This is a genomic window from Spongiactinospora rosea, from assembly GCF_003315795.1.
GTDB classification, from domain to species: domain Bacteria; phylum Actinomycetota; class Actinomycetes; order Streptosporangiales; family Streptosporangiaceae; genus Spongiactinospora; species Spongiactinospora rosea.
This window is the reverse complement of record NZ_QMEY01000010.1, coordinates 102,260-121,347: the sequence shown is the minus strand read 5'-3', so window position 1 is coordinate 121,347 and position 19,088 is coordinate 102,260. Positions and strand designations below refer to the sequence as shown.

Annotated in this window: 19 protein-coding genes; 10 read left to right on the top strand and 9 right to left on the bottom strand. The window is 66.3% G+C overall.

Annotated features, from left to right (window positions below):
• Positions 1-2: 2 nt before the first annotated feature.
• Positions 3-1,481, top strand: coding sequence for a precorrin-3B C(17)-methyltransferase (cobJ, locus tag DP939_RS23085; protein WP_113982851.1), 1,479 nt, complete (start codon positions 3-5; stop codon positions 1,479-1,481).
• Here cobJ and DP939_RS23080 read toward each other — a convergent pair.
• From DP939_RS23080 to DP939_RS23065, 4 genes are read right to left on the bottom strand one after another with little or no spacing between them, the layout of a single operon-like run.
• Entirely contained in the window at positions 1,472-2,194 is a 723-nt protein-coding gene (locus tag DP939_RS23080) for a cobalt-precorrin-6A reductase (RefSeq protein ID WP_113982850.1), read from the bottom strand. The genes cobJ and DP939_RS23080 overlap by 10 nt on opposite strands.
• Entirely contained in the window at positions 2,182-2,934 is a 753-nt protein-coding gene (gene cobM / locus DP939_RS23075; RefSeq protein ID WP_113982849.1) for a precorrin-4 C(11)-methyltransferase, read from the bottom strand. Before cobM ends, DP939_RS23080 begins: the two co-directional genes overlap by 13 nt.
• The gene (cbiE, locus tag DP939_RS23070; RefSeq protein ID WP_113982848.1) at positions 2,931-4,136 is read right to left on the bottom strand and encodes a precorrin-6y C5,15-methyltransferase (decarboxylating) subunit CbiE; all 1,206 of its coding nucleotides are present in this window, start codon (positions 4,134-4,136) and stop codon (positions 2,931-2,933) included. The genes cobM and cbiE overlap by 4 nt, the downstream gene beginning before the upstream one ends.
• Positions 4,133-4,531 carry a pyridoxamine 5'-phosphate oxidase family protein gene (locus DP939_RS23065; protein ID WP_113982847.1) on the bottom strand — a complete coding sequence of 133 codons (399 nt, stop codon included), beginning with the start codon at positions 4,529-4,531 and terminating at the stop codon, positions 4,133-4,135. The genes cbiE and DP939_RS23065 overlap by 4 nt, the downstream gene beginning before the upstream one ends.
• A 42-nt stretch (positions 4,532-4,573) precedes the next feature.
• Here DP939_RS23065 and cobF point away from each other — a divergent pair, with 42 nt between their 5' ends.
• Positions 4,574-5,332, top strand: coding sequence for a precorrin-6A synthase (deacetylating) (cobF, locus tag DP939_RS23060; protein ID WP_113982846.1), 759 nt, complete (start codon positions 4,574-4,576; stop codon positions 5,330-5,332).
• Here the strand turns inward: cobF and DP939_RS23055 are convergent.
• Complete coding sequence (locus DP939_RS23055; RefSeq protein ID WP_113982845.1) at positions 5,286-6,347, bottom strand: aldo/keto reductase; 1,062 nt, start codon at positions 6,345-6,347, stop codon at positions 5,286-5,288. The genes cobF and DP939_RS23055 overlap by 47 nt on opposite strands.
• 81 nt (positions 6,348-6,428) lie before the next feature.
• On the opposite strand from DP939_RS23055, the gene DP939_RS23050 reads away from it, so the two are divergent.
• From DP939_RS23050 to DP939_RS23035, 4 genes are all read left to right on the top strand, one after another.
• On the top strand, positions 6,429-7,049 hold the full coding sequence (locus DP939_RS23050) for a TetR/AcrR family transcriptional regulator (RefSeq protein ID WP_113982844.1): 621 nt from the start codon (positions 6,429-6,431) through the stop codon (positions 7,047-7,049).
• Positions 7,050-7,199: 150 nt separating this feature from the next.
• Entirely contained in the window at positions 7,200-8,390 is a 1,191-nt protein-coding gene (locus DP939_RS23045; protein WP_113982843.1) for a helix-turn-helix domain-containing protein, read from the top strand.
• A 7-nt stretch (positions 8,391-8,397) separates the two neighbouring features.
• Entirely contained in the window at positions 8,398-9,159 is a 762-nt protein-coding gene (locus DP939_RS23040) for an MFS transporter (protein WP_113982842.1), read from the top strand.
• Positions 9,160-9,162: 3 nt separating this feature from the next.
• Entirely contained in the window at positions 9,163-9,534 is a 372-nt protein-coding gene (locus tag DP939_RS23035; RefSeq protein ID WP_113982841.1) for a hypothetical protein, read from the top strand.
• A gap of 96 nt (positions 9,535-9,630) precedes the next feature.
• On the opposite strand, the gene DP939_RS47070 is transcribed toward DP939_RS23035, so the two are convergent.
• Positions 9,631-9,750 (bottom strand): hypothetical protein, encoded by a 120-nt coding sequence (locus DP939_RS47070; protein WP_263972342.1) that lies wholly within the window; start codon positions 9,748-9,750, stop codon positions 9,631-9,633.
• A 23-nt stretch (positions 9,751-9,773) separates the two neighbouring features.
• Positions 9,774-9,947: a nucleoside triphosphate pyrophosphohydrolase family protein gene (locus DP939_RS47065; protein WP_199565360.1), complete on the bottom strand. Its 174-nt coding sequence runs from the start codon at positions 9,945-9,947 to the stop codon at positions 9,774-9,776.
• Positions 9,948-10,276: 329 nt separating this feature from the next.
• Between DP939_RS47065 and DP939_RS23025 the strand changes: the two genes are divergently transcribed.
• The 4 genes from DP939_RS23025 to DP939_RS45500 all read left to right on the top strand — a co-directional run bounded on the left by DP939_RS23025 (position 10,277) and on the right by DP939_RS45500 (position 16,479).
• Positions 10,277-10,570, top strand: coding sequence for a hypothetical protein (locus DP939_RS23025; RefSeq protein ID WP_113982840.1), 294 nt, complete (start codon positions 10,277-10,279; stop codon positions 10,568-10,570).
• A gap of 1,634 nt (positions 10,571-12,204) precedes the next feature.
• On the top strand, positions 12,205-14,088 hold the full coding sequence (locus DP939_RS23015) for an Ig-like domain-containing protein (RefSeq protein WP_158578664.1): 1,884 nt from the start codon (positions 12,205-12,207) through the stop codon (positions 14,086-14,088).
• Complete coding sequence (locus tag DP939_RS23010; protein WP_113982838.1) at positions 14,024-15,814, top strand: NucA/NucB deoxyribonuclease domain-containing protein; 1,791 nt, start codon at positions 14,024-14,026, stop codon at positions 15,812-15,814. Before DP939_RS23015 ends, DP939_RS23010 begins: the two co-directional genes overlap by 65 nt.
• 74 nt (positions 15,815-15,888) lie before the next feature.
• A complete protein-coding gene (locus DP939_RS45500) occupies positions 15,889-16,479 on the top strand; it encodes a DUF6461 domain-containing protein (protein ID WP_147268090.1) in 591 nt (196 codons plus the stop codon).
• A 29-nt stretch (positions 16,480-16,508) separates the two neighbouring features.
• On the opposite strand, the gene DP939_RS23005 is transcribed toward DP939_RS45500, so the two are convergent.
• Positions 16,509-17,141 (bottom strand): IS5 family transposase, encoded by a 633-nt coding sequence (locus DP939_RS23005; RefSeq protein WP_199565359.1) that lies wholly within the window; start codon positions 17,139-17,141, stop codon positions 16,509-16,511.
• A gap of 466 nt (positions 17,142-17,607) precedes the next feature.
• A complete protein-coding gene (pafA, locus tag DP939_RS23000; RefSeq protein ID WP_113982837.1) occupies positions 17,608-18,966 on the bottom strand; it encodes a Pup--protein ligase in 1,359 nt (452 codons plus the stop codon).
• Between the last annotated feature and the right edge of the window lie 122 nt (positions 18,967-19,088).

Genomic DNA, 19,088 nt, shown 5'->3' with positions numbered 1-19,088 from the left:
GGTTGACCGGACGTCTGTACGGGGTCGGGCTCGGCCCCGGCGACCCCGAGCTGATCACCGTCAGGGCGGCCAGGCTGATCGGCGAGGCCGACGTGATCGCGTACCACGCGGCCCGGCACGGGCGCAGCATCGCCCGTTCGATCGCGCTGCCGTACCTGCGCGAGGGCCAGGTCGAGGAGCTGCTGCTCTACCCGCTGACCACGGAGACCACCGACCATCCGGGCGGATACCAGGGCGCGCTGGACGACTTCTACGCCGACTGCGCGCAGCGCCTGGGCGCCCACCTGGACGCGGGCCGTACGGTGGTGGTGCTGGCCGAGGGCGATCCGATGTTCTACGGCTCCTACATGCACCTGCACAAACGGCTCGCGCACCGCTACCCGACCGAGGTCGTGCCGGGCGTCACGTCGGTCAGCGCGGCCTCGGCCGTGCTGGGGCGTCCGCTGGTGGAGCGCGACGAGGTGCTGACCGTGCTGCCCGGCACGCTGCCCGCCGACGTGCTCGCCGAACGGCTGGGCGGCCCCGACCCGGCCGCCGTGCTGAAGCTGGGCCGGACGTTCACCAAGGTCAGGGACGCCCTGGCGGAGACCGGCCGGCTGGACGACGCCTGGTACGTCGAGCGGGCCACCATGGGCGGCCAGCGGGTCGCGCCGCTGAAGGACGTCGATCCGAACGGCGTGCCGTACTTCGCGCTGGCGCTGCTGCCGAGTCCTGCTCAAGAGACGTTCATCCCCGAATCACCGCAGGCGGAAGGCCCAGGCGAGGTGGCCGTGGTCGGGCTCGGCCCGGCCGGGCGGGACTGGCTCACGCCGGAGGCGCAGGAGGCGCTGGCGGCGGCTACCGACATCGTGGGATATGGGCCTTATGTCGATCGGGTGGCCCCGAACCCGCGGCAGCGCCGCCACCGTACCGACAACCGCGTGGAGGCCGAACGTGCCCGGCACGCCCTGGAACTCGCCGCCTCCGGGGCGCGGGTGGCGGTCGTCTCGTCGGGCGATCCCGGCGTGTTCGCGATGGCCAGCGCGGTGCTGGAGGCGGCGGGGGACTTTCCCGGCGTACCGGTCAGGGTGGTGCCCGGTCTGACCGCCGCCCAGGCCGTGGCCAGCCGGGCGGGCGCGCCGCTGGGCCACGACTTCTGCGTACTGTCCCTGTCGGACCTGCTCAAGCCGTGGGAGGTGGTGGCCCGCCGGATCACCGCCGCCGCCGCGGCCGATCTGGTGCTGGCGATCTACAACCCGGCCTCGCGCAGCCGTACCTGGCAGGTCGCCGCCGCCCGTGACCTGCTGCTCGAACACCGCGCGCCGCAGACGCCCGTGGTGATCGGCCGGGACGTCGGCGGCCCGGAGGAGAGCGTCACCGTGACCACGCTCGGCGACCTCGATCCGGCCGTCGTGGACATGCGCTGCCTGCTGATCATCGGCTCCTCTACCACCCGGGTCACCGGGGACGGCGTGGTCTACACCCCGCGCCGCTACCCCTGAACCCAGGCCACGGCGTCCGCCACCGTTTCCACGAACGGAATCTCCGGCGGCACCGGCGGCCGGTTCACCATGATCACCGGCAGCCCGGCCTCCCGGGCGGCGACCAGTTTGGCGGTGGTCATCGGGCCGCCGCTGTCCTTGGTGACCAGGACGTCCAGCCGGTGTTCGCGGATCAGCACGGTCTCGCCCGCCACGGTGTACGGGCCGCGGTCCAGCAGTACGCGGACGTTGGCGGGCACCGGCGGCTCGGGCGGATCGACGGACCTGGCCAGGAACCACCGGCCGGGCAGCGCGGCGAACACCGGCAGGCTGCGGCGTCCGGTGGTGAGGAACACCCGCGCCTCCGAGCCGATCAGCGCGGCGGCCTCCTCCAGGGACCGAGCCCGCAGCCAGGCATCGCCGGGCCCTTCGGTCCAGCCCGGCCGGCGCAGGATCAGCAGCGGCACGCCCGTGGCGGCCGAGGCCGCGACCGCCGAGGCGGTCATCCGCGCCGCGAACGGATGGGTGGCGTCCACCAGCAAATCGATCCGCTCGGCCGCCAGCCAGGCGGCCAGGCCGTCCGGCCCGCCGAACCCGCCCTCGCGCACCTCGCCCACCGGCAGCCTCGGGTTGGTCACCCGTCCGGCCAGGGAGGTCACCACATAGGTCTGAGGGTGGAGTTCGGCGGCGAGCGCGCGGGCCTCCGCCGTACCGCCCAGGATCAGGACCCGCACGCCCGCTCCCGGGCCGCGCTGTAGAGGTGGCTGCCGGGGAACTCCGCGGCGGCCAGCACCCGCCCGACGATGATCACGGCGGTCCGCTTGATCCCGGCGTCGCGTACTTTGGCCGCGATGTCGGCGAGCGTGCCGCGCACGATCTCCTCGTCGTCCCTGCTCGCGCGGGCCACCACCGCCACCGGGCAGTCCGGGCCGTAGCCGGGCAGCAGGTCGGCGACCACGGCTTCGATCCGCTGCACCGCGAGGTGCAGCACCATCGTGGACCGGCTCGCGGCGAGCGTGGGCAGGTCCTCGCCTTCGGGCATCGGGGTCGCGCGGGCGGCGGTACGGGTCAGGATGACGGTCTGCCCGACGCCGGGCACGGTCAGCTCGCGGCCCAGCGCCGCTGCCGCCGCCGCGAACGCCGGTACGCCCGGCACCACCTCGTACGGCACGCCGTACGCCTCCAGCCTGCGCATCTGCTCGGCCACCGCGCTGAAGACGGACGGGTCGCCGGAGTGCAGCCGGGCCACGTCCAGGCCGTCGCGGTGGGCGGCGACGAACTCGGCCGTGATCTCGTCGAGCGTCAGGTTCGCGGTGTCCACCAGCTTGGCGCCGGGCGGGCAGGCGTCCAGCAGTTCGACCGGGACCAGCGAGCCCGCGTACAGGCACACCGGGCAGGCTTCCAGGCGGCGCAGCCCGCGCAACGTGATCAGGTCGGCCGCGCCCGGCCCCGCGCCGATGAAGTAGACCGTCATTGTTTGTCCCCTTTGGTCACCGACCAGATGGTGACCGGCATGGCCGCGCGCCAGCCGGTGAACCCGCCCACCGGCGCGGCCCGCTGCACGGCCAGGCGGACGAGATCGCCGCCGAGCCTGCCGTACCACTCCGCCACGACGGCCTCCGTCTCCAGCGTGACCGCGTTCGCCACCAGCCGCCCGCCGGGGCGCAGCGCCGCCCAGCAGCGTTCCAGCAGGCCGGGGGCGGTCGCACCGCCGCCGACGAACACCGCGTCGGGGGTCGGCAGGCCGCTCAGGGCGTCCGGGGCACGGCCGGTCACGATCCGCAGCGACGGTACGCCGAGCCGGTCCGCGTTGCGCCGCACGGCGGCGGCCCGGTCGGCCCGGCTCTCCACCGCCACGGCCGCGCACGACGGGTGGACCCGCAGCCACTCGATGGCGATGCTGCCGGCACCCGCGCCGACGTCCCACAGGAGTTCGCCATATTGCGGGGCAAGTCTGGACATGGTGACCGCGCGGACCTCGCGCTTGGTGAGCTGCCCGTCGTGCTCGAAGGCGGTGTCGGGCAGGCCCGGGATCGCGGACAGCGGCTCGGTGCCCGGCGCGGCGGCGCACTCGACGGCGATCACGTTGAGCGGGGAGGCGGCCGGGCCGGTCCAGGTGTCGGCGGTGGCCCGCCGTACGTCCTCGGTGGCCGCGCCCAGATCGGACAGTACGGTCATCTCGCTCGGCCCGTACCCCGCCTGGGTCAGCAGTCCGGCGACCACGGAGGGGGAATCGGCGTCCGCGCCGAGTACGACGAGGCGGCGGCCGGGTCCGGCGGCGGCGTGCAGCGCCTCGGGCGGGCGCCCGACCAGGCTTATCACCTGGATTCGCTCGACCGGCCAGCCGAGCCGGGCGCAGGCCAGCGACAGCGACGACACCTGCGGCAGGACCTGGACGTTCTCCGCGCCGAGCAGCCTGGCCAGCGTCGTGCCGATCCCGTGGAACATCGGATCACCACTGGCCAGCACGCACACCTTGCGGCCCGCGTGCTCGTGCAACAGCTCGGGCAACGCGGGCAGCAGCGGCGACGGCCACGCCACCCGCTCGGCCTCGGTGGGCACGAGTTCCAGGTGCCGGGGGCCGCCCATCAGCACGTCCGCGGCCTCCACCGCGCGGCGGGAGGCGGCGGGCAGCCCGTCCCAGCCGTCCGCGCCGATGCCGACGACTGTGATCACACGTTGCCCAGTACGCGGGTCACCTGGACCTCGATCACGACCCGCGCCGGGTTCTCCCTGGGCTGCCGGTAGCGCGTCGCGTAGCGGCGTACGGCGTCGGCGATCTCGTCCGGCTCGGTCCGCACCACGGCCCGGCCCTCCAGCGTGGACCAACGCCGCCCGTCCACCTGGCACAACGCCACCGCCGCCCCTTCAGCTCCGATCAGCCGCGCCTTGTGCGAACCCCCCGACGTGATCACCCGGGCAATCCCGGTGGGCAGATCGAGGGTCGCCCCCACCGGCACCACATGCGGCGGCCCGCCGTCCGGACGGACGGTGGAGAGCGTGCACAGGTGCCGCTCCTGCCAGAACTCGGCGAAGTCATCGCCCATCGCGACCAGGTCCACGGCGCTCATCGTATATGTGGCGGTAAATGCCCTTCTGGCAGACTCTGTCGGGTGAAGCGGCTACTCGTGATCGGCATCGGGGCGGGCGACCCCGACCATCTCACCCTCCAGGCGGTCAAGGCCATCGCCGCGACGGACGTGTTCTTCATCGTGGACAAGGGCGAGGTCAAACACGACCTGATCCGCCTGCGCCTGGACATGATCGCCGAACACGGCCGCGAGCCGTACCGGATCGCCGAAACCCGCGACCCCGAACGCGACCGCACCACCCCCGCCTACACCGCCGCCGTCGAAGACTGGCGCTCCCGCCGCTCCCAGGCCCTTGAGTCGTTGATCGCCGAACACCTGGGCGAGGGGGAGACCGGCGCGGTCCTGGTATGGGGCGACCCGGGCGTCTACGACAGCACCCTCGCCATCGTCGAAGAAATCCTCGAACGGGGCCGCGTGGGGTTCGACTACGAGGTCATCCCCGGCATCAGCAGCATCGCCGCCCTCACCGCCCGCCACCGCATCCCCCTCACCCAGGTCGCCCACCCCCTCCACCTCACCACCGGCCGCCGCCTCGCCGAATCCGGCCCGACGGCCGACGACACGGTGGTCATGCTGGACGCCCACTGCTCCTTCGCCGGACTTTCCGATTTCCACATCTACTGGGGCGCCTATCTCGGCACTCCCCAAGAAATCCTGATATCCGGCCCCGTTTCCGAGGTAACCGAACAAATCCGCCAAACCCGCGCCAAAGCCCGCGCCGAAAACGGCTGGATCATGGACACCTACCTGCTCCGCCGCTCATCGGAATCGGGGGGTTGAGCTGGGCGAAGCCGCCTGGGCGGTGGTACGGGTAGTAGGGGTAGGGCGGGGTGATCTCGCTGGCTTTGTCCAGGCGGGCCGTCTGGTCGGCGGTCAGGGACCAGCCGACCGCGCCGAGGTTCTGCCTGAGCTGGTCCTCGTCACGGGCTCCGACGATCACTGACGCCACGGTCGGGCGCTGGAGGAGCCAGTTGAGGGCGATCTGGGGGACGCTCTTGCCGGTTTCGGCGGCGATCTCGTCGAGTACGTCCACGATGTCGTAGAGGTGATCGTCGGAGACGGGCGGGCCGGAGTCGGCCGTCTGGTGCAGGCGGCTGCGGGCCGGAAGGGGCTGGTTCCGGCGGATCCTGCCGGTCAGGCGTCCCCAGCCGAGCGGACTCCAGACCAGGGCCCCGACGCCTTCTGCGTGCCCGAGCGGCATCAGCTCCCACTCGTAGTCGCGGCCGACCAGCGAGTAATAGACCTGGTGGGCGACGTGGCGCGGGTGGCCGTACCGGTCGGCCGTGGCGAGGGACTTCATCAGGTGCCAGCCGGAGAAGTTGGACACGCCGGTGTAGCGGATCTTGCCCGCCTGGACCAGGTCGGCGAGGGTGGACAGCACCTCCTCGATCGGGGTGCCCGCGTCGTAGGCGTGCAGCTGGAAGAGGTCGATGTGGTCGGTACCGAGCCTGCGCAGCGCGTCGTCCACCGACGTGAGCAGGCGGGAACGTGAAGTCCCGGCGTCCTGGGGGCCGTCGCCCGTCGGCAGGCCGGCCTTGGTGGAGATGAGCACCCGGTCCCGGCGGCCCTTGATGGCCTGGCCCAGTACTTCCTCCGAAGCGCCGTCGGAGTAGACGTCGGCGCTGTCGAACATGGTGACGCCCGCGTCCAGGCAGATGTTGACCATGCGGCGGGCCTCGGCGGCGTCCACCGTCCCCCACTCGCTGAACATCGGCCCCCGGCCGCCGAACGTGCCCGCGCCGAAGCTCAGCGCGGGCACCTTGAGGCCGGACTCGCCGAGCCGCCGATACTCCATACCAACCCACCCCTTAACGGTTCTCCAGTACCGTTAGGACCATAGCACCAGAAGGGCAGCTAATGGAACTGGAGACCCGTTATGACCGCCGATGAGGCCGAACCGGGTACCGTACGCCCCGGCGGACGTACCGCCCGCGTACGTGCGGCCGTACTCAGGGCCGCGGGCGACGTACTCGCCGAACGCGGCTTCGCCCACATGGACCTCGCCGACATCGCGCAGCGCGCGGGCGTCGGCAAGACCACCGTCTACCGGCGTTGGGGCACCGTGACCGCGCTGATGACGGACCTCCTCACCGAAATGGTGGAAAGCTCGCTCCCCCGCACCCACACCGGCTCGCTGCTCGACGACCTCACCGCACACGCCCGGCTCGTGTACACGACGCTGACCGACCCACGCCAGGGCCCGCTGTTCAAGGCCGTGATCGCCGCCGCCACCTACGACGAACGCACGGCCGCCGCCCTGCGCCGCTTCTACGACGCCCGCATCACCGAATGGGCGCCCTGCGTACGCGAGGCCGCCGCCCGCGGCGAGGTCCCCGAGGACACCGACCCCCGCGAGGTGATCCGCGCCGTCTCCGCCCCGCTGTACTACCGCCTGCTGGCCAGCGGCGACCCCATCGACGAGGCCACCGCCGACCGCGCCGCCAAGGCCGCCATAGCCGCGGCCCGCGCCGGGATTTTCTCCCCAGAAAGCGATTGAATCCCCATAGATCAGACGAATTACTTCTTGCCCAGATTAATCCCGACCAATACCTCTATCGGCGATCCGCATTTTCTCGATCCTCTGGCAGGCAAAGGGTCAGCGCCGTAACCTGATGCCGTCAAGACGCCGGAGAATGGGCCAGGGCGAATGAACGACGCGAATACGGGCGGCGCCATCCGCCGCGAGCGGGAACGCCGGGGCATGAGCACCACCACACTGGCCGCCCTGACCGGATACACGGTTCCCCATATCGAGCTGGTAGAAAACGGCCGGCGTACGCCGAGCCCGCCGATGCTCTCCGAGATCGCCAAGGTGCTCGGAGTCCGTACCGCGTTCCTCATCGGCGAGCCGCCCAGGGAGGCGCAGGAGCCCGGCCGGCCACAGATCGCCGACGTCGAGCGGGCCCTGTACGCCTACCGGACCATGCTCCAAGACGTCGAGCCCCCAACGGTGGACCAGCTCACGAAGAGGGTCACCGCCACCCGCGCCGCCTTCTGCGGCTCCCCGCGCCGCTTCACCGACACGCTGCGCGCGCTGCCCGCCCTGATCATCGACATCGAGCGCCTGGTGCATGACGACGAGGACCGCGCGGCGCTCCGGGTGGCCGCCGACGCCTACGAACTGGCCCGCAGCCTGCTCTACCAGGTGGGCCGGGTGGACCTCGCCTACCTGGCGGCGGACCGGGCGATGCGATACGCGGAGGAATCCGGCGACCCACTGATGATCGGACTCGCCCATCGAGGACTCGCGGCGGCGCTCCTCCGCTACGACATGCCGCAGCTCGCCTGCGAGACGGTGCTGCACGGCATCAAGGACTTCGAGCCCCACGTCGGCGACGGCGACCAGCGGCACATCCGCGCCCTGGGCGGCATGTTCCAGCTCGCGGCCATCGGCCTGGCCCGCACCGGAGAGGTCGAACGCGGCAGAGAAATGCTCCGCACCGACGCCCGCCGCCTGGCCCGGCGCGTCGACGGCAGCGACGTGTACGACCCCCTCTTCTTCTCCCCCACCAACGTGGCCATCCACATCTGCTCCCTGGAGTCCGACGCGCACAACCCGGAAAGCGTCCTGCTCTTCTCCGATGACGTGGACCTCCGCACCACCCCGAGCCTGGAACGCCGCGCCACCCACCTCAGCGACATCGTCCGCGCCTGCGAGGACACCGGCGACGACACCGGCTGCCTCCTGCATCTGCTACGCATCGACCACGAAAGCCCCGAAGACCTGGACCACCGCATCCTGCTCCGGGAGTCGGTCCAATCCTTGATGCGCCGCGCCAAGCCCTCCTGGGCCCCCGAGGTCCGCCACCTCGCCGAACGCCACGCCATCCCCGTGTGAACGAGCGATGAGGGCGCTGTTCGCCCCGCTGTCCATCCCCGCCTTCCGGCAGGTGTGGGCAGGCCAGGTACTGAACCTCACCGGAGACGCCGCATACGGGGTGTCGGTGGCGCTGTTGCTGCTCCCGCGCGCTGACGCCCCCCACGCGCTGGGCACGGTCCTCGGCATGGCCGCGCTCGGCGGGATCGTCTCCATTCTCGTGGGCGGCGCGCTGGCCGACCGGCACCACCGGGCCCGGGTCATCAGCGCCTCCGACCTGCTGCGCGCCGCCGCCGTCACCGGCATCCTCCTCGCGGGACCGTCCGCGCCGCTGCGGCTGCTGGGGGCGTTGTCGGGGGCGCTGGGTGTGGGGGCGGGCCTGTACCGCCCGGCGTACATGGCGATCTTGCCGGGCCTGGTACCGCCGGATCGGCTGCCCGGCGCCAACGCGCTGCGCTCGATCACCAACCGGCTGACGACCCTCCTGGGGGCCGCCGCCGGAGGGACCCTGTCGGTGGCGACGTCGCCGCAGTGGGCGCTGGGCGTCAACGTCGTGACCTTCGTCGTCAGCATCCTCACCCTTGTCCGGGTCTCGGAGGCGGCCCGCGAGGCACCGGAACACCGGCCACGGCTGGCCGCCGAGATCGCCGACGGCCTGTGCTACGTCTCCTCGCGTACGTGGATGGCCGCGGTCATGATCCAGAGGACCGTCCAGATGGCCCTGGTCGCCGCCCCGGTCGCGCTCATCCTGCCGATGCTCACCAGGCGCGAAGGCGCGTGGTACGGCTGAATCGTGGCCGCGGAGGCCGTCGGCGCGTTCGTGGGCGCGGCGGCCACCATCCGCTCCGTCCCCCGCGGCTGGATCGCCATGCTCGCCCTGCCGGCCCAGGCACCCCAGACGGTCACCCTGCTGTTGGCGGCGCACCCGTCGATCATTCTGGCCGCCTCGGCCTTGACAGGTGCGGGCCTCTCGGTGTTCGCGGTGCTGTGGACGACGGCGTTGCAGACCAGAATACCCGCCGGCTACCTCGGCCGGGTCTTCGCCGTGGACGGGCTGGCCACCTCCGGTTTGACCCCGATCGGCTACGTGGTCGCAGGCTGGCTGCTCGCCGACCTCGGCACTAACACCCTCGCCGCCTTCGCCGGCACCGCCCTGGTCATCTAAATCCTCGCCGTACTCCCCATCCCGGGCCTGCGCCCACCTCGGCCAAACCAACACCCGCCCCCACACACCCACCAAGGCCCCTCATCGCTAAGCCTGCTACTCGGGGTGCTTCTCCTCCACCTTTACCAAGGCCCCCGTCGGACCACGCTCATAGCGGCGCGCCTCGTTCTTCGCCATCTTCGCCTCGACCGCCGAATCGAGGTCGATACCGGACATCTCCGCAATACCGGCCAGGGAGATCAGGACATCGGCCAGCTCTTCGCCAAGGGTTTCTCCGGATGCTTTTGTGCCGCCTCGAACGCCTCCGACAGTTCCCCATGCGCGAGGGCGAACTCCAGCGGCACATCAGTCGTATTGAACCCCTTGGCTAATTTGTTCTCCCAAGCCCGTTTCTGGACGTCCCGGAGGTGCATCTGATTCTCCTGTGGCGTGACAGTCTGAGCGCCTGAACCCGGTCGATGGTGGGCACTGTCCCTCCTGGGACAGGGTGCATCCAGCCCCAGAGGTTACCGTGGGTGCGAAGGACGCTGATTATTCTTTGTGGAAGGGCGGGACCACTCCGGCGTTTCACCGTTAAAGCCCCCATCATCAACGGGGGTTCTTACGTGCGTCGGCGCTCTGGGGACGGGAGCGGCCAGTGGATCGACACCTGGACGCGGTACTGGCCGAGTAGGTGATCAGAAACAGGCTGCGCAGGGGAAAGATCCGATATACTCGTAAAGACGGCCCGTTGGTGCTTCAAGTGGAAGCCGACCCCAAACGCACCCGAAAGTGGCTCGGCACGTTCTACAAGACCTATCACGGCATCGTGCCGATCAATGAGCCCGAGGCGGTCACGGCGGAAATGCGCAATCCGCCTGATCTGGATGCGGAGGTCGCGGAGGAGCTGCTGAACATCGCGCACGGGTGCGGGGTCGGCGGGCGGCCGGCGTACCGGCTGCCGATCGTGTTCCCCCGGTTCGCCGCTGCGTACACGATGCTCGTCGCATGGAAGGAGGGCGGCGGGCATCAGCCCGGCGGGGCCCGGGGCTGGTGACGGAGGTCAACAAGGCGGTCAGGGACGCGCGCCGGACCAGGCTGCCATCCACCCCGGTCATCACCGTCATCGGCAAGGGTCCGGACGCGTGTCCCTGGCCGCCCTGTTATGCCGCAAACCAGGACACCGCCCCCGGCTGATCTACCGCATGCGGCGGTATCGGGGCCGACGCGGGGAGAAGGGCTTTCGTGACGCCGACTGCGCCCGCCTGCTCGATGCCGCCCATCGCAGCTCGGAGGGCAGATCGTGCTGATACAGAACAACCAGATCACCACCAGGACGCGTTGATGCACTGCCTGATTGACTCGCGTCTCTGACCAGCCGTTGTTCTAACTGCCCTCTTTTGCGCCCGAGCTCAACCCGGCCCAGGGCATGTGGCCCCACCTTGAGCGCAGCCTGGGTAACCTCGCCCCGGCCACCCTCGATCAGCCCGCCGCTCTGATCCGTAGCTGGCTCAGGCGGATGCAGTACCGATCCACTCTCCTGAACGGTAAACGCAGGCCCGCTGGCGACCCACATGAACTATAGATTGTCAATGTGATGGCGATCACTTCGGGAGATTACTCTTCAAAGTCATCCGCCTACACAAACAATCTTTACTTTCGCCGGATGGCATGTGAAGATCGTCCTAGTTTACCCACTCCCTTCTGAAGGGTCCTTCGCATGCAAAGAAAGCGACCAAGTAGATCACCAGGCGGCGTCCTCCACTACTCTCAGCTCCTGTTTGCAATCGGATTACTTCTACCCCTGGCAACCACTACCCCAGCGTCAGCAAGCCCGACTCCCTCCCGCCCGCAGCACGCTCTCACCGCACAGTATTCGCAATCCACTGGCGACCCTATGGAAGCCGCGAAGCGGAAGGCCGTGCAGAGCGGTAAGCCCGTCGAGGTTGCGAGCCTGCACACTGCAAACTCCACGACCTACGCTAACCCTGACGGCCGAACTCTCGGCACGTACACCTACACCGTACCTATCAGGTTCAAAGGAAAGAGTGGATGGACCGCCATAGACACCACATTGGTGCGCGATGGCAACATTATCCGTCCCAAGGCACTCCAGGACAAGGTGGAGCTCTCTACCGGGGGAAACAATACCCTCGTCACGGTAAAGAGCCGCGACGCCATGGCTAGCCTTTCCCTTGCCAGAACGCTCCCCCAACCTGTGCTGTCAGGCGCTAAGGCAACATATCGATCCGCCTTTGATCGAACACCGACCTAGTAGTCGAGGTCACACCCTCCGGCATCCGTCAAAAGATCGTCATTCGCCAGCGACCTAGTGGCCCGGTCTCCTACCGTTTGCCCCTTACAGCTGGCGCCGGCCTGGAGTACCAAAGCAAGTCTGGAGAACTTACCGCGACCATAAGCGGCAAAAAAGCAGTCGAGCTACCGCCCGCCCTGCTGAGCGACTCTGCAGCAACGCAGTCAATCATCGCGGGCCGGTACGGCGTCGTAGAACCTGCTCTCGATAAGTCTACGCTGGTCTACACCCCCGACACCAAGTTCCTCACTGATCCAGCGACTATGTACCCCGTCACACTGACGGCCAACCCAACGCCATGGTACGGGCCCGGCTTTCCGACCGATACGTTCGTCAGCGACGATCCTCGCTTTCACACCGGTAGCAGGCAGCAGTACATGGATGCCATCGTGGCGGGCCGGTATGATTACTTCGGGCAATCACCCTACTACCTATACCGCAGCTACATCAAGTTCGACTTAAGTGAAGCGCCCTTCTTCGATCGGCCGATCCTCAACGCCGACCTTCGCCCATGGAACTACATCACAACAATGTGCGGCGCGGAGGCAGGAAACATAGCGGTCCGACGGATCACCAGCGATTGGTCCCTCGGAGATGGGTCCAACGCCCTACGATGGAACAACCAGCCATCGGTAACGTCCCGCGGGCAGGGCGTCAAGGGTAGCGGTGTCGGAAAGATTCAGCGCACACTTAATGATGTCACTTATTGCCCTGATCCGGCACAGGAAGTCTACTATTCGATCGAAGGAATCGTCCAAGACTGGGCTGACGGCGCTCAAAACTACGGCGTCCAGGTGGCCTCTTTCGGTGAAGCAGGCGGCCGCAACTACCGTGAATATCTATCCTCAGAATGGACCGGCTCTGACGGGCGCGGCCCAGTTCTATTCGTAGAATACGAGGCGCCAGAGGAAGTTGAAATCGCTTATGAACGTGATGGCCTTCCCGACGATAGCCTTCCTAGCTACGAAGAGGTACTAGAGAACCAAATTCCTCTCTCTGAGGCTCCGCCTGCCCCAGAGCCTGTTACCATCACAGAGGCAGGCCAGCGTCAGGCATCTTCACCGCAGACCGTAAGCGTAGACCCCGATTCCTTGCCTACCGAGCAGCCTGAGCCCGATGACGAGCAACCTGACACTATTCCCCCCGCTCTAGTTGCCAAAACGCCAGACGCCGACACACAAGATGTACGACCTGCAACACATGTAACACTCTTCTTCAGCGAGCCTGTCACAGGCCAGCAAGTCGTCCTCAAGACTCCCGATGGGGAGAGTGTCGCCGGCTCGATACAGAGAAGCCCTCGTGGCGATATTATCGAGTTTATCCCGACGCAGACGTTACAGCCGGGAACTACTTTCCAGGTTCAAGTGTCCGGGGCTCAGGATGCGGCCGGCAATATCATGGCTCCGCTTACTTGGTCGTTCACAACTCTGCACCCGGACAGGACAGCGCCCACTATAACGGAAACCCTTCCAAGGGCCGATGCCACCGATGTTCCGCACGCTACACCAATCGAAGTAACGTTCAGCGAGCCTGTTGATCACGTGCAGATGCAGATAAGCGCTCCTTCAGGCGACTTGCTCCAGGGAACGATTTCAGCCAGTGCCGACCGCAGGCAGCAAAAGTTCATCTTAGAACGACCTCTGGCAGCTGAAACCAGGTTTACCGTTACTGTATCAGGTGCTGCCGATGAAGCCGGGAACACCATGAGCGCCTACTCTTGGTCGTTCACCACCGGCAAGGCCGATACCTCATCCCCTATCATAACACAGACCTTTCCAGAAAAGGATGCCTCTGCCGTACCTCCTACAGTGGCCATCAGGGCGATATTCGATGAGCCGGTAACCGGGGCAGGCATCCTCATTAAGGATGAGACCGGAGCAACAGTGTCCGGTGTAGCGCAAATGGAAGGCTCTACTGTTCTCACATTCAGTCCGAGTCGCCCACTAGCCGAAGAAACACGCTACAGGGCAGAAGTAGCAGGCGCCAAGGATTCGTCAGGTAACCTAATGCATCCTTTCTCATGGTCTTTTACGACTAGAGATGCAGAGCCGCCTCAGGATGCACCTACCTTAATGGGTGAATATGCCTCACCTACTTCAGGAAATGGTGGCACGGCCACAACGCTGACCCCGATGTTCACCGGCTACATCGATGATCCCGCGGGTCGGCCGGGCGTCATGACCGTCCAAGTGGAGCATGCACCTGAGGTTCCGGGCCAGGGCAGCGGGCTGGATCTGGTCGGGTACCAGTCCCGAAGTTGAAACGGGCGAGTATTCGGAAGTAGAGATCCCCGCAGGCAAGCTCGCGGACGGCTGGAAGGTCCGCTGGCGAGCCCGAGCCACCGCCGAGGGCGTCAACGGACCGTGGACCAACTGGCATAACCTCACCATCGATGTCACAAAGCCTATCCTTGAGGGGGAATATGCCTCACCTACTTCAGGAAATGGTGGCACGGCCACAACGCTGACCCCGATGTTCACCGGCTACATCGATGATCCCGCGGGTCGGCCGGGCGTCATGACCGTCCAAGTGGAGCATGCACCTGAGGTTCCGGGCCAGGGCAGCGGGCTGATCTGGTCGGGTACCAGTCCCGAAGTTGAAACGGGCGAGTATTCGGAAGTAGAGATCCCCGCAGGCAAGCTCGCGGACGGCTGGAAGGTCCGCTGGCGAGCCCGAGCCACCGCCGAGGGCGTCAACGGACCGTGGACCAACTGGCATAACCTCACCATCGACCTTACCGAAAGCACCACCATACCGAAGGATACGGCAGGCTCTCTCCAGGCCGATCCGATTGCTGGCCCCTGGCCGACTTGGTCGAATAACAGAGTAACTCTAGCCGATTGCTGGAACAACAAGATAGCAAATAGCAAGAAAAAGTTCCCTTACGGATGGGTCCGAGACTCCTACAATTGGTGCTCTGTCCGGACACTGGGCAAGGTGAGGGTGGTGAAGAACCAAGGTAGTTGCGGATGTGAGACCAAGGTAAAGGGAAAGATTGAGTTTCTGTTCAGCGTAGTAGGCCATACCTTCGCCGGCGGGAAGAAGGATAGCCCGCAGGCAGAAATCGATCAGAATAATGGCGGTATAAATAGCCGGACCATGAAGATCTGGGCTCGAATCGACCAGATCCACGTCAAAGGCATCGATGGCTCAATAGCCTGGCCTGAAAGCTCTACCATAACACTGCACATGCCACCAGCAACTGGCGACGATATGAACTGCACGCTAACCAGGGGTGGGAGTCGTACATCGACCTTGGCTGAGTGGCGAACCAGCCCACAGCAGTACTTCGAGTACATCTCATATAAGACTCCCAGCGCTGGGCCTCATAAGCTGAGCGTATGTACATTCAAACCCACACTTATCGCCGGCTATATTCCGGGCCAGACAAGCGATCCGTATATCAATACAAAAATGTCTGATATATCAGTCCGCTGCGATACATCGGAGGACCTGAAGGATCGCTACGGCGGCTGCGCCTTCGTGGAATTCACGCCAACCTTTACTGCGCCGCTGATCTATGCATGGAAGAATGGCGAACCTGTGATAAATGAGTCCGCCGATCTAATTCGCCGAGCGATAGAGGAGCCAGCCAACACCTATCCAAAAAAGCATGATGAGCCCAAAATTATTCCTGGAACGCCGGATAAGGGCCCGCTACACAGAAGCAACAGTAAGGATCGCGAGACAAAAAACAGAAATAAGTCCAGAACCTACTGTGCTCAGATGCTGGCAGAAATCAAGGAGCCGAAGCCGGTTGACCGTGACTGCGATGAATTCCCGTTCGCGGCGACCCACGAAGGGTCAGATGGTCCTGTGACCAACCGAAACGTCGCAGTGGACTACATAATTTGGGATCACAATGTAAAGGTGGGCGCCAAGCTCCGATGGTTTTGGCAGGACTACAGAGTGTTCGGGTCGGACCCCACTAACGGCACAGATCGTACTAATGCCTTTGAGCGCTTCTACGTGAGCACACCGCACTAGCCGTTCTTAGGCACACCAGCCGGTTGCCGTGCAGGTGGGCTTCCGCCCGCACAGCAACCGGCTACCATGTAGCCATGCCAGAACAACGCGGACTCCGCTCCCAAGCCCTCGTCACCCAGCTGAGCGAATCGGTACCAGAAATCTGCCTTACATGGTGTCATGCCAGCAGTGCAGTCGAGATAGGCCGCTTACTTGGCGCCGACCTTTCCACCGCGGCGCGTAGAACTGTTGTCGAGGCTGACAACGAGTCATCCGAGCGTGTCTCGCAGACCGGGGAAAGTAATGTGCTTGTCATCGGAGAGATTTTGCCTTGGCACTTAGTAGCCGAGCCCGGCGGCGCGCTCGCTGCCAGAAGAATTGGCCAACTAGCAGCCGGCTCTGAAGCAATTTCCCTGGTGATCGGCGATACGCTAATGCACTATTCGTTACTTTATGCGCGCGATGGCCATCTACTATGCCGACTACGATGGCTGGATGAGCCCAGCGGTGACACGGCTTTTTTAAAGCCTTACATAGATGACTTGGATTTCACACACGAAACAACATCAGACGACTGGAAGGCGAACGCGCTGGAATTAGTCCATCGGATAACTGGAGTGAGCCTCACAAAGGTATGGCTAGAGCGGCCCCATATTCGCTATCTTGTCACCGCTGACAGTATCTAACATTAGTTCTCGGCACTATTCATTTGCTATCAATAACCATAGGCCCTGTCGGCCAGGACCAGGTCCGGCCGGGTCCGGGGACGGCCGCCACCGACGCGCGCCACCCGGATCCTGCCCAGCACCGCGATGAACTGGGGACTGTCACCCCGCTGCCCGGCGGTCACCACCGCAGCGAGCAGTTTGCGGCCCTGCTCACACGCCAGATGCGTCTTGGTGGTCAGCCCGCCGCGTGAGCGGCCCAGCCCGTGATCGGCCGGTTCGCCTCCCGCCCCCGCGGGCGGCTCCTTCTGCAGGTGACCATCCCGGCGCGCTCCGGCCGCGTGCTGGTGAGCCCGCACGATGGTGGAGTCCACGCTCACCGTCCAGCCGATCTTCCCCGCGGCGTCCGCACACGCCTGCAACCCCGCCAGAATCCGGGTCCACTCGCCCGCACGCTGCCAGCGGCGGAACAGCCTGTACACGGTGAACCAGTGGCCATAGCAGGCCGGCACGTCCCGCCACGGCGCCCCGGTCCGGATCCGCCACCGGATCCCGTCGATCAACTGCCGCCTGCTCCACTTCGGCGGACGCCCCTTGCCCGATACGGCAGGCAGATGCGGCTCCATCGCCGCCCACTGCGCGTCGGTGAGGTCGTGCCGCCTCGTCACCACTACGCTGGCCACGAGGTCTCCGGTGTTTCGTTCTTCTTGGTCGTTGAACCAACTACCGGAGACCTCTTCGTTCAACGATCACCGACACGCCTCACACGCGATCTTTCAAAGCACGGCCTAGGTCACCACGCTATTCGGGCGACTTCCTGGTGCTGGCTCTTCGAGGAATTCCTGAGACATGGCTACGCCGCCCTAGGGATGGGATGACCTAAGGTGATCGGGCCCCGGAGCTTGCTCTTGGATCGTCAGTGCCGCCTGGTGGCGTGAATCCCACTTGGTGATCTTGGCAGGCTTGTTCACGGTATGAGTTCTGGCCCCGCTTGGCGTGTTGGGAGTCCGCGATGATGTCCGGTGCGTCGGTAACGGTTCCCTGGAGCCGGGCCCTGTCAGCGGCATCGGCGGGGCCCGGTGGCGATCGTGGTTTAGATGGTAGGGCTGTAGTAGGTGTCGGGCGGGCGGTGGCCGAGGTGGCGGTTGGTCACATGCCGGCGATGAGTTTTTCCACTCGCTCATCGACGCTGCGGAAGGGGTCCTTGCAGAGCACGGTGCGCTGGGCCTGGTCGTTGAGCTTCAGGTGGACCCAGTCGACGGTGAAATCGCGGCGCTTTTCCTGGGCCTTGCGGATGAACTCGCCGCGCAGGCGGGCGCGGGTGGTCTGTGGGGGGACCGATTTGGCCTCGAAGATCTTCAGGTCGGTGGTCACGCGCTCTACCGAGCCGCGCCGTTGGAGCAGATAGAAGAGGCCGCGTCGGCGGTGGACGTCGTGGTAGGCGAGGTCGAGCTGGGCCACCCGCGGCGAGGACAGCGGCAGGTCGTACTTGTTGCGGTAGCGCTCGATGAGCTGGTACTTCGTGACCCAGTCGATCTCCCGCGACACCGCGTCCAGGTCGCCGGTGTCCACCGCGCGCAGGGTGCGCTCCCACAGCTCCAGCACGCGCTGGGTGATCTCGTCGCCGCCGTGGCGGTCCACGAAGTCCTTGGCCTTGCCCAGGTATTCCTGCTGGATCTCCAGCGCCGACGCCTCGCGCCCGTTGGCCAGCCGCACCCGCCGCCGCCCCGTGATGTCGTGGGAGACCTCGCGGATCGCCCGGATCGGGTTTTCCAGGGACAGGTCGCGCATGACGACACCGGCCTCCACCATGCGCAGCACCAGGTCGGTGGCGCCGACCTTCAACAACATGGTGGTCTCGCTCATGTTGGAGTCGCCGACGATGACGTGCAGGCGGCGGAAGCGTTCGGCGTCGCCGTGGGGTTCGTCGCGGGTGTTGATGATCGGGCGGGAGCGGGTCGTCGCCGAGGACACGCCCTCCCAGATGTGCTCGGCCCGCTGGGAGACGCAGTAGACGGCGCCGCGCGGGGTTTGTAGCACCTTGCCCGCGCCGCAGATGATCTGGCGGGTCACCAGGAACGGGATCAGTACGTCGGCCAGCTTCCCGAACTCCCCCTGCCTGCCCACGCAGTAGTTCTCGTGGCAGCCGTAGGAGTTGCCCGCCGAGTCGGTGTTGTTCTTGAACAGGTAGATGTCGCCGGCGATGCCCTCTTCGCGCAGCCGTTTCTCCGCGTCGACGAGCAGGCCCTCAAGGATGCGCTCCCCCGCCTTGTCGTGGGTGACCAGTTCCACGACGTTGTCGCACTCGGGGGTGGCGTACTCGGGATGGCTGCCCACGTCCAGATACAGGCGGGCGCCATTGCGCAGGAACACGTTGCTGGAACGGCCCCAGGACACCACCCGCCGGAACAGGTAGCGCGCGACCTCGTCCGGCGACAGCCTGCGCTGACCCCGGAAGGTGCAGGTGACGCCGTACTCGTTTTCCAAGCCGAAGATGCGTCGATCCACTACCTCACACTAATCCCCCCGATCCGGAGCGGCCTAGACACAGGCCGGATGAAAATCCTGCGCCGCTCTGACCTGGGCTCATGCCGGGCGGCTGAGGGCGGCCGGAAGAACAAGACTGTTGT

Excerpts from the sequence above, each read along its gene's own strand:
- cobM (WP_113982849.1), bottom strand. The coding sequence starts at position 2,934 with ATGACGGTCTACTTCATCGGCGCGGGGCCGGGCGCGGCCGACCTGATC.
- DP939_RS23065 (WP_113982847.1), bottom strand. The coding sequence starts at position 4,531 with ATGAGCGCCGTGGACCTGGTCGCGATGGGCGATGACTTCGCCGAGTTC.
- DP939_RS23055 (WP_113982845.1), bottom strand. The coding sequence starts at position 6,347 with ATGGAGTATCGGCGGCTCGGCGAGTCCGGCCTCAAGGTGCCCGCGCTG.
- DP939_RS23050 (WP_113982844.1), top strand. The coding sequence starts at position 6,429 with ATGACCGCCGATGAGGCCGAACCGGGTACCGTACGCCCCGGCGGACGT.
- DP939_RS23045 (WP_113982843.1), top strand. The coding sequence starts at position 7,200 with ATGAACGACGCGAATACGGGCGGCGCCATCCGCCGCGAGCGGGAACGC.
- DP939_RS23040 (WP_113982842.1), top strand. The coding sequence starts at position 8,398 with ATGAGGGCGCTGTTCGCCCCGCTGTCCATCCCCGCCTTCCGGCAGGTG.
- DP939_RS47070 (WP_263972342.1), bottom strand. The coding sequence starts at position 9,750 with ATGTCCGGTATCGACCTCGATTCGGCGGTCGAGGCGAAGATGGCGAAG.
- DP939_RS47065 (WP_199565360.1), bottom strand. The coding sequence starts at position 9,947 with ATGCACCTCCGGGACGTCCAGAAACGGGCTTGGGAGAACAAATTAGCC.
- DP939_RS23015 (WP_158578664.1), top strand. The coding sequence starts at position 12,205 with ATGGATGCCATCGTGGCGGGCCGGTATGATTACTTCGGGCAATCACCC.
- DP939_RS23010 (WP_113982838.1), top strand. The coding sequence starts at position 14,024 with ATGCACCTGAGGTTCCGGGCCAGGGCAGCGGGCTGGATCTGGTCGGGT.
- DP939_RS45500 (WP_147268090.1), top strand. The coding sequence starts at position 15,889 with ATGCCAGAACAACGCGGACTCCGCTCCCAAGCCCTCGTCACCCAGCTG.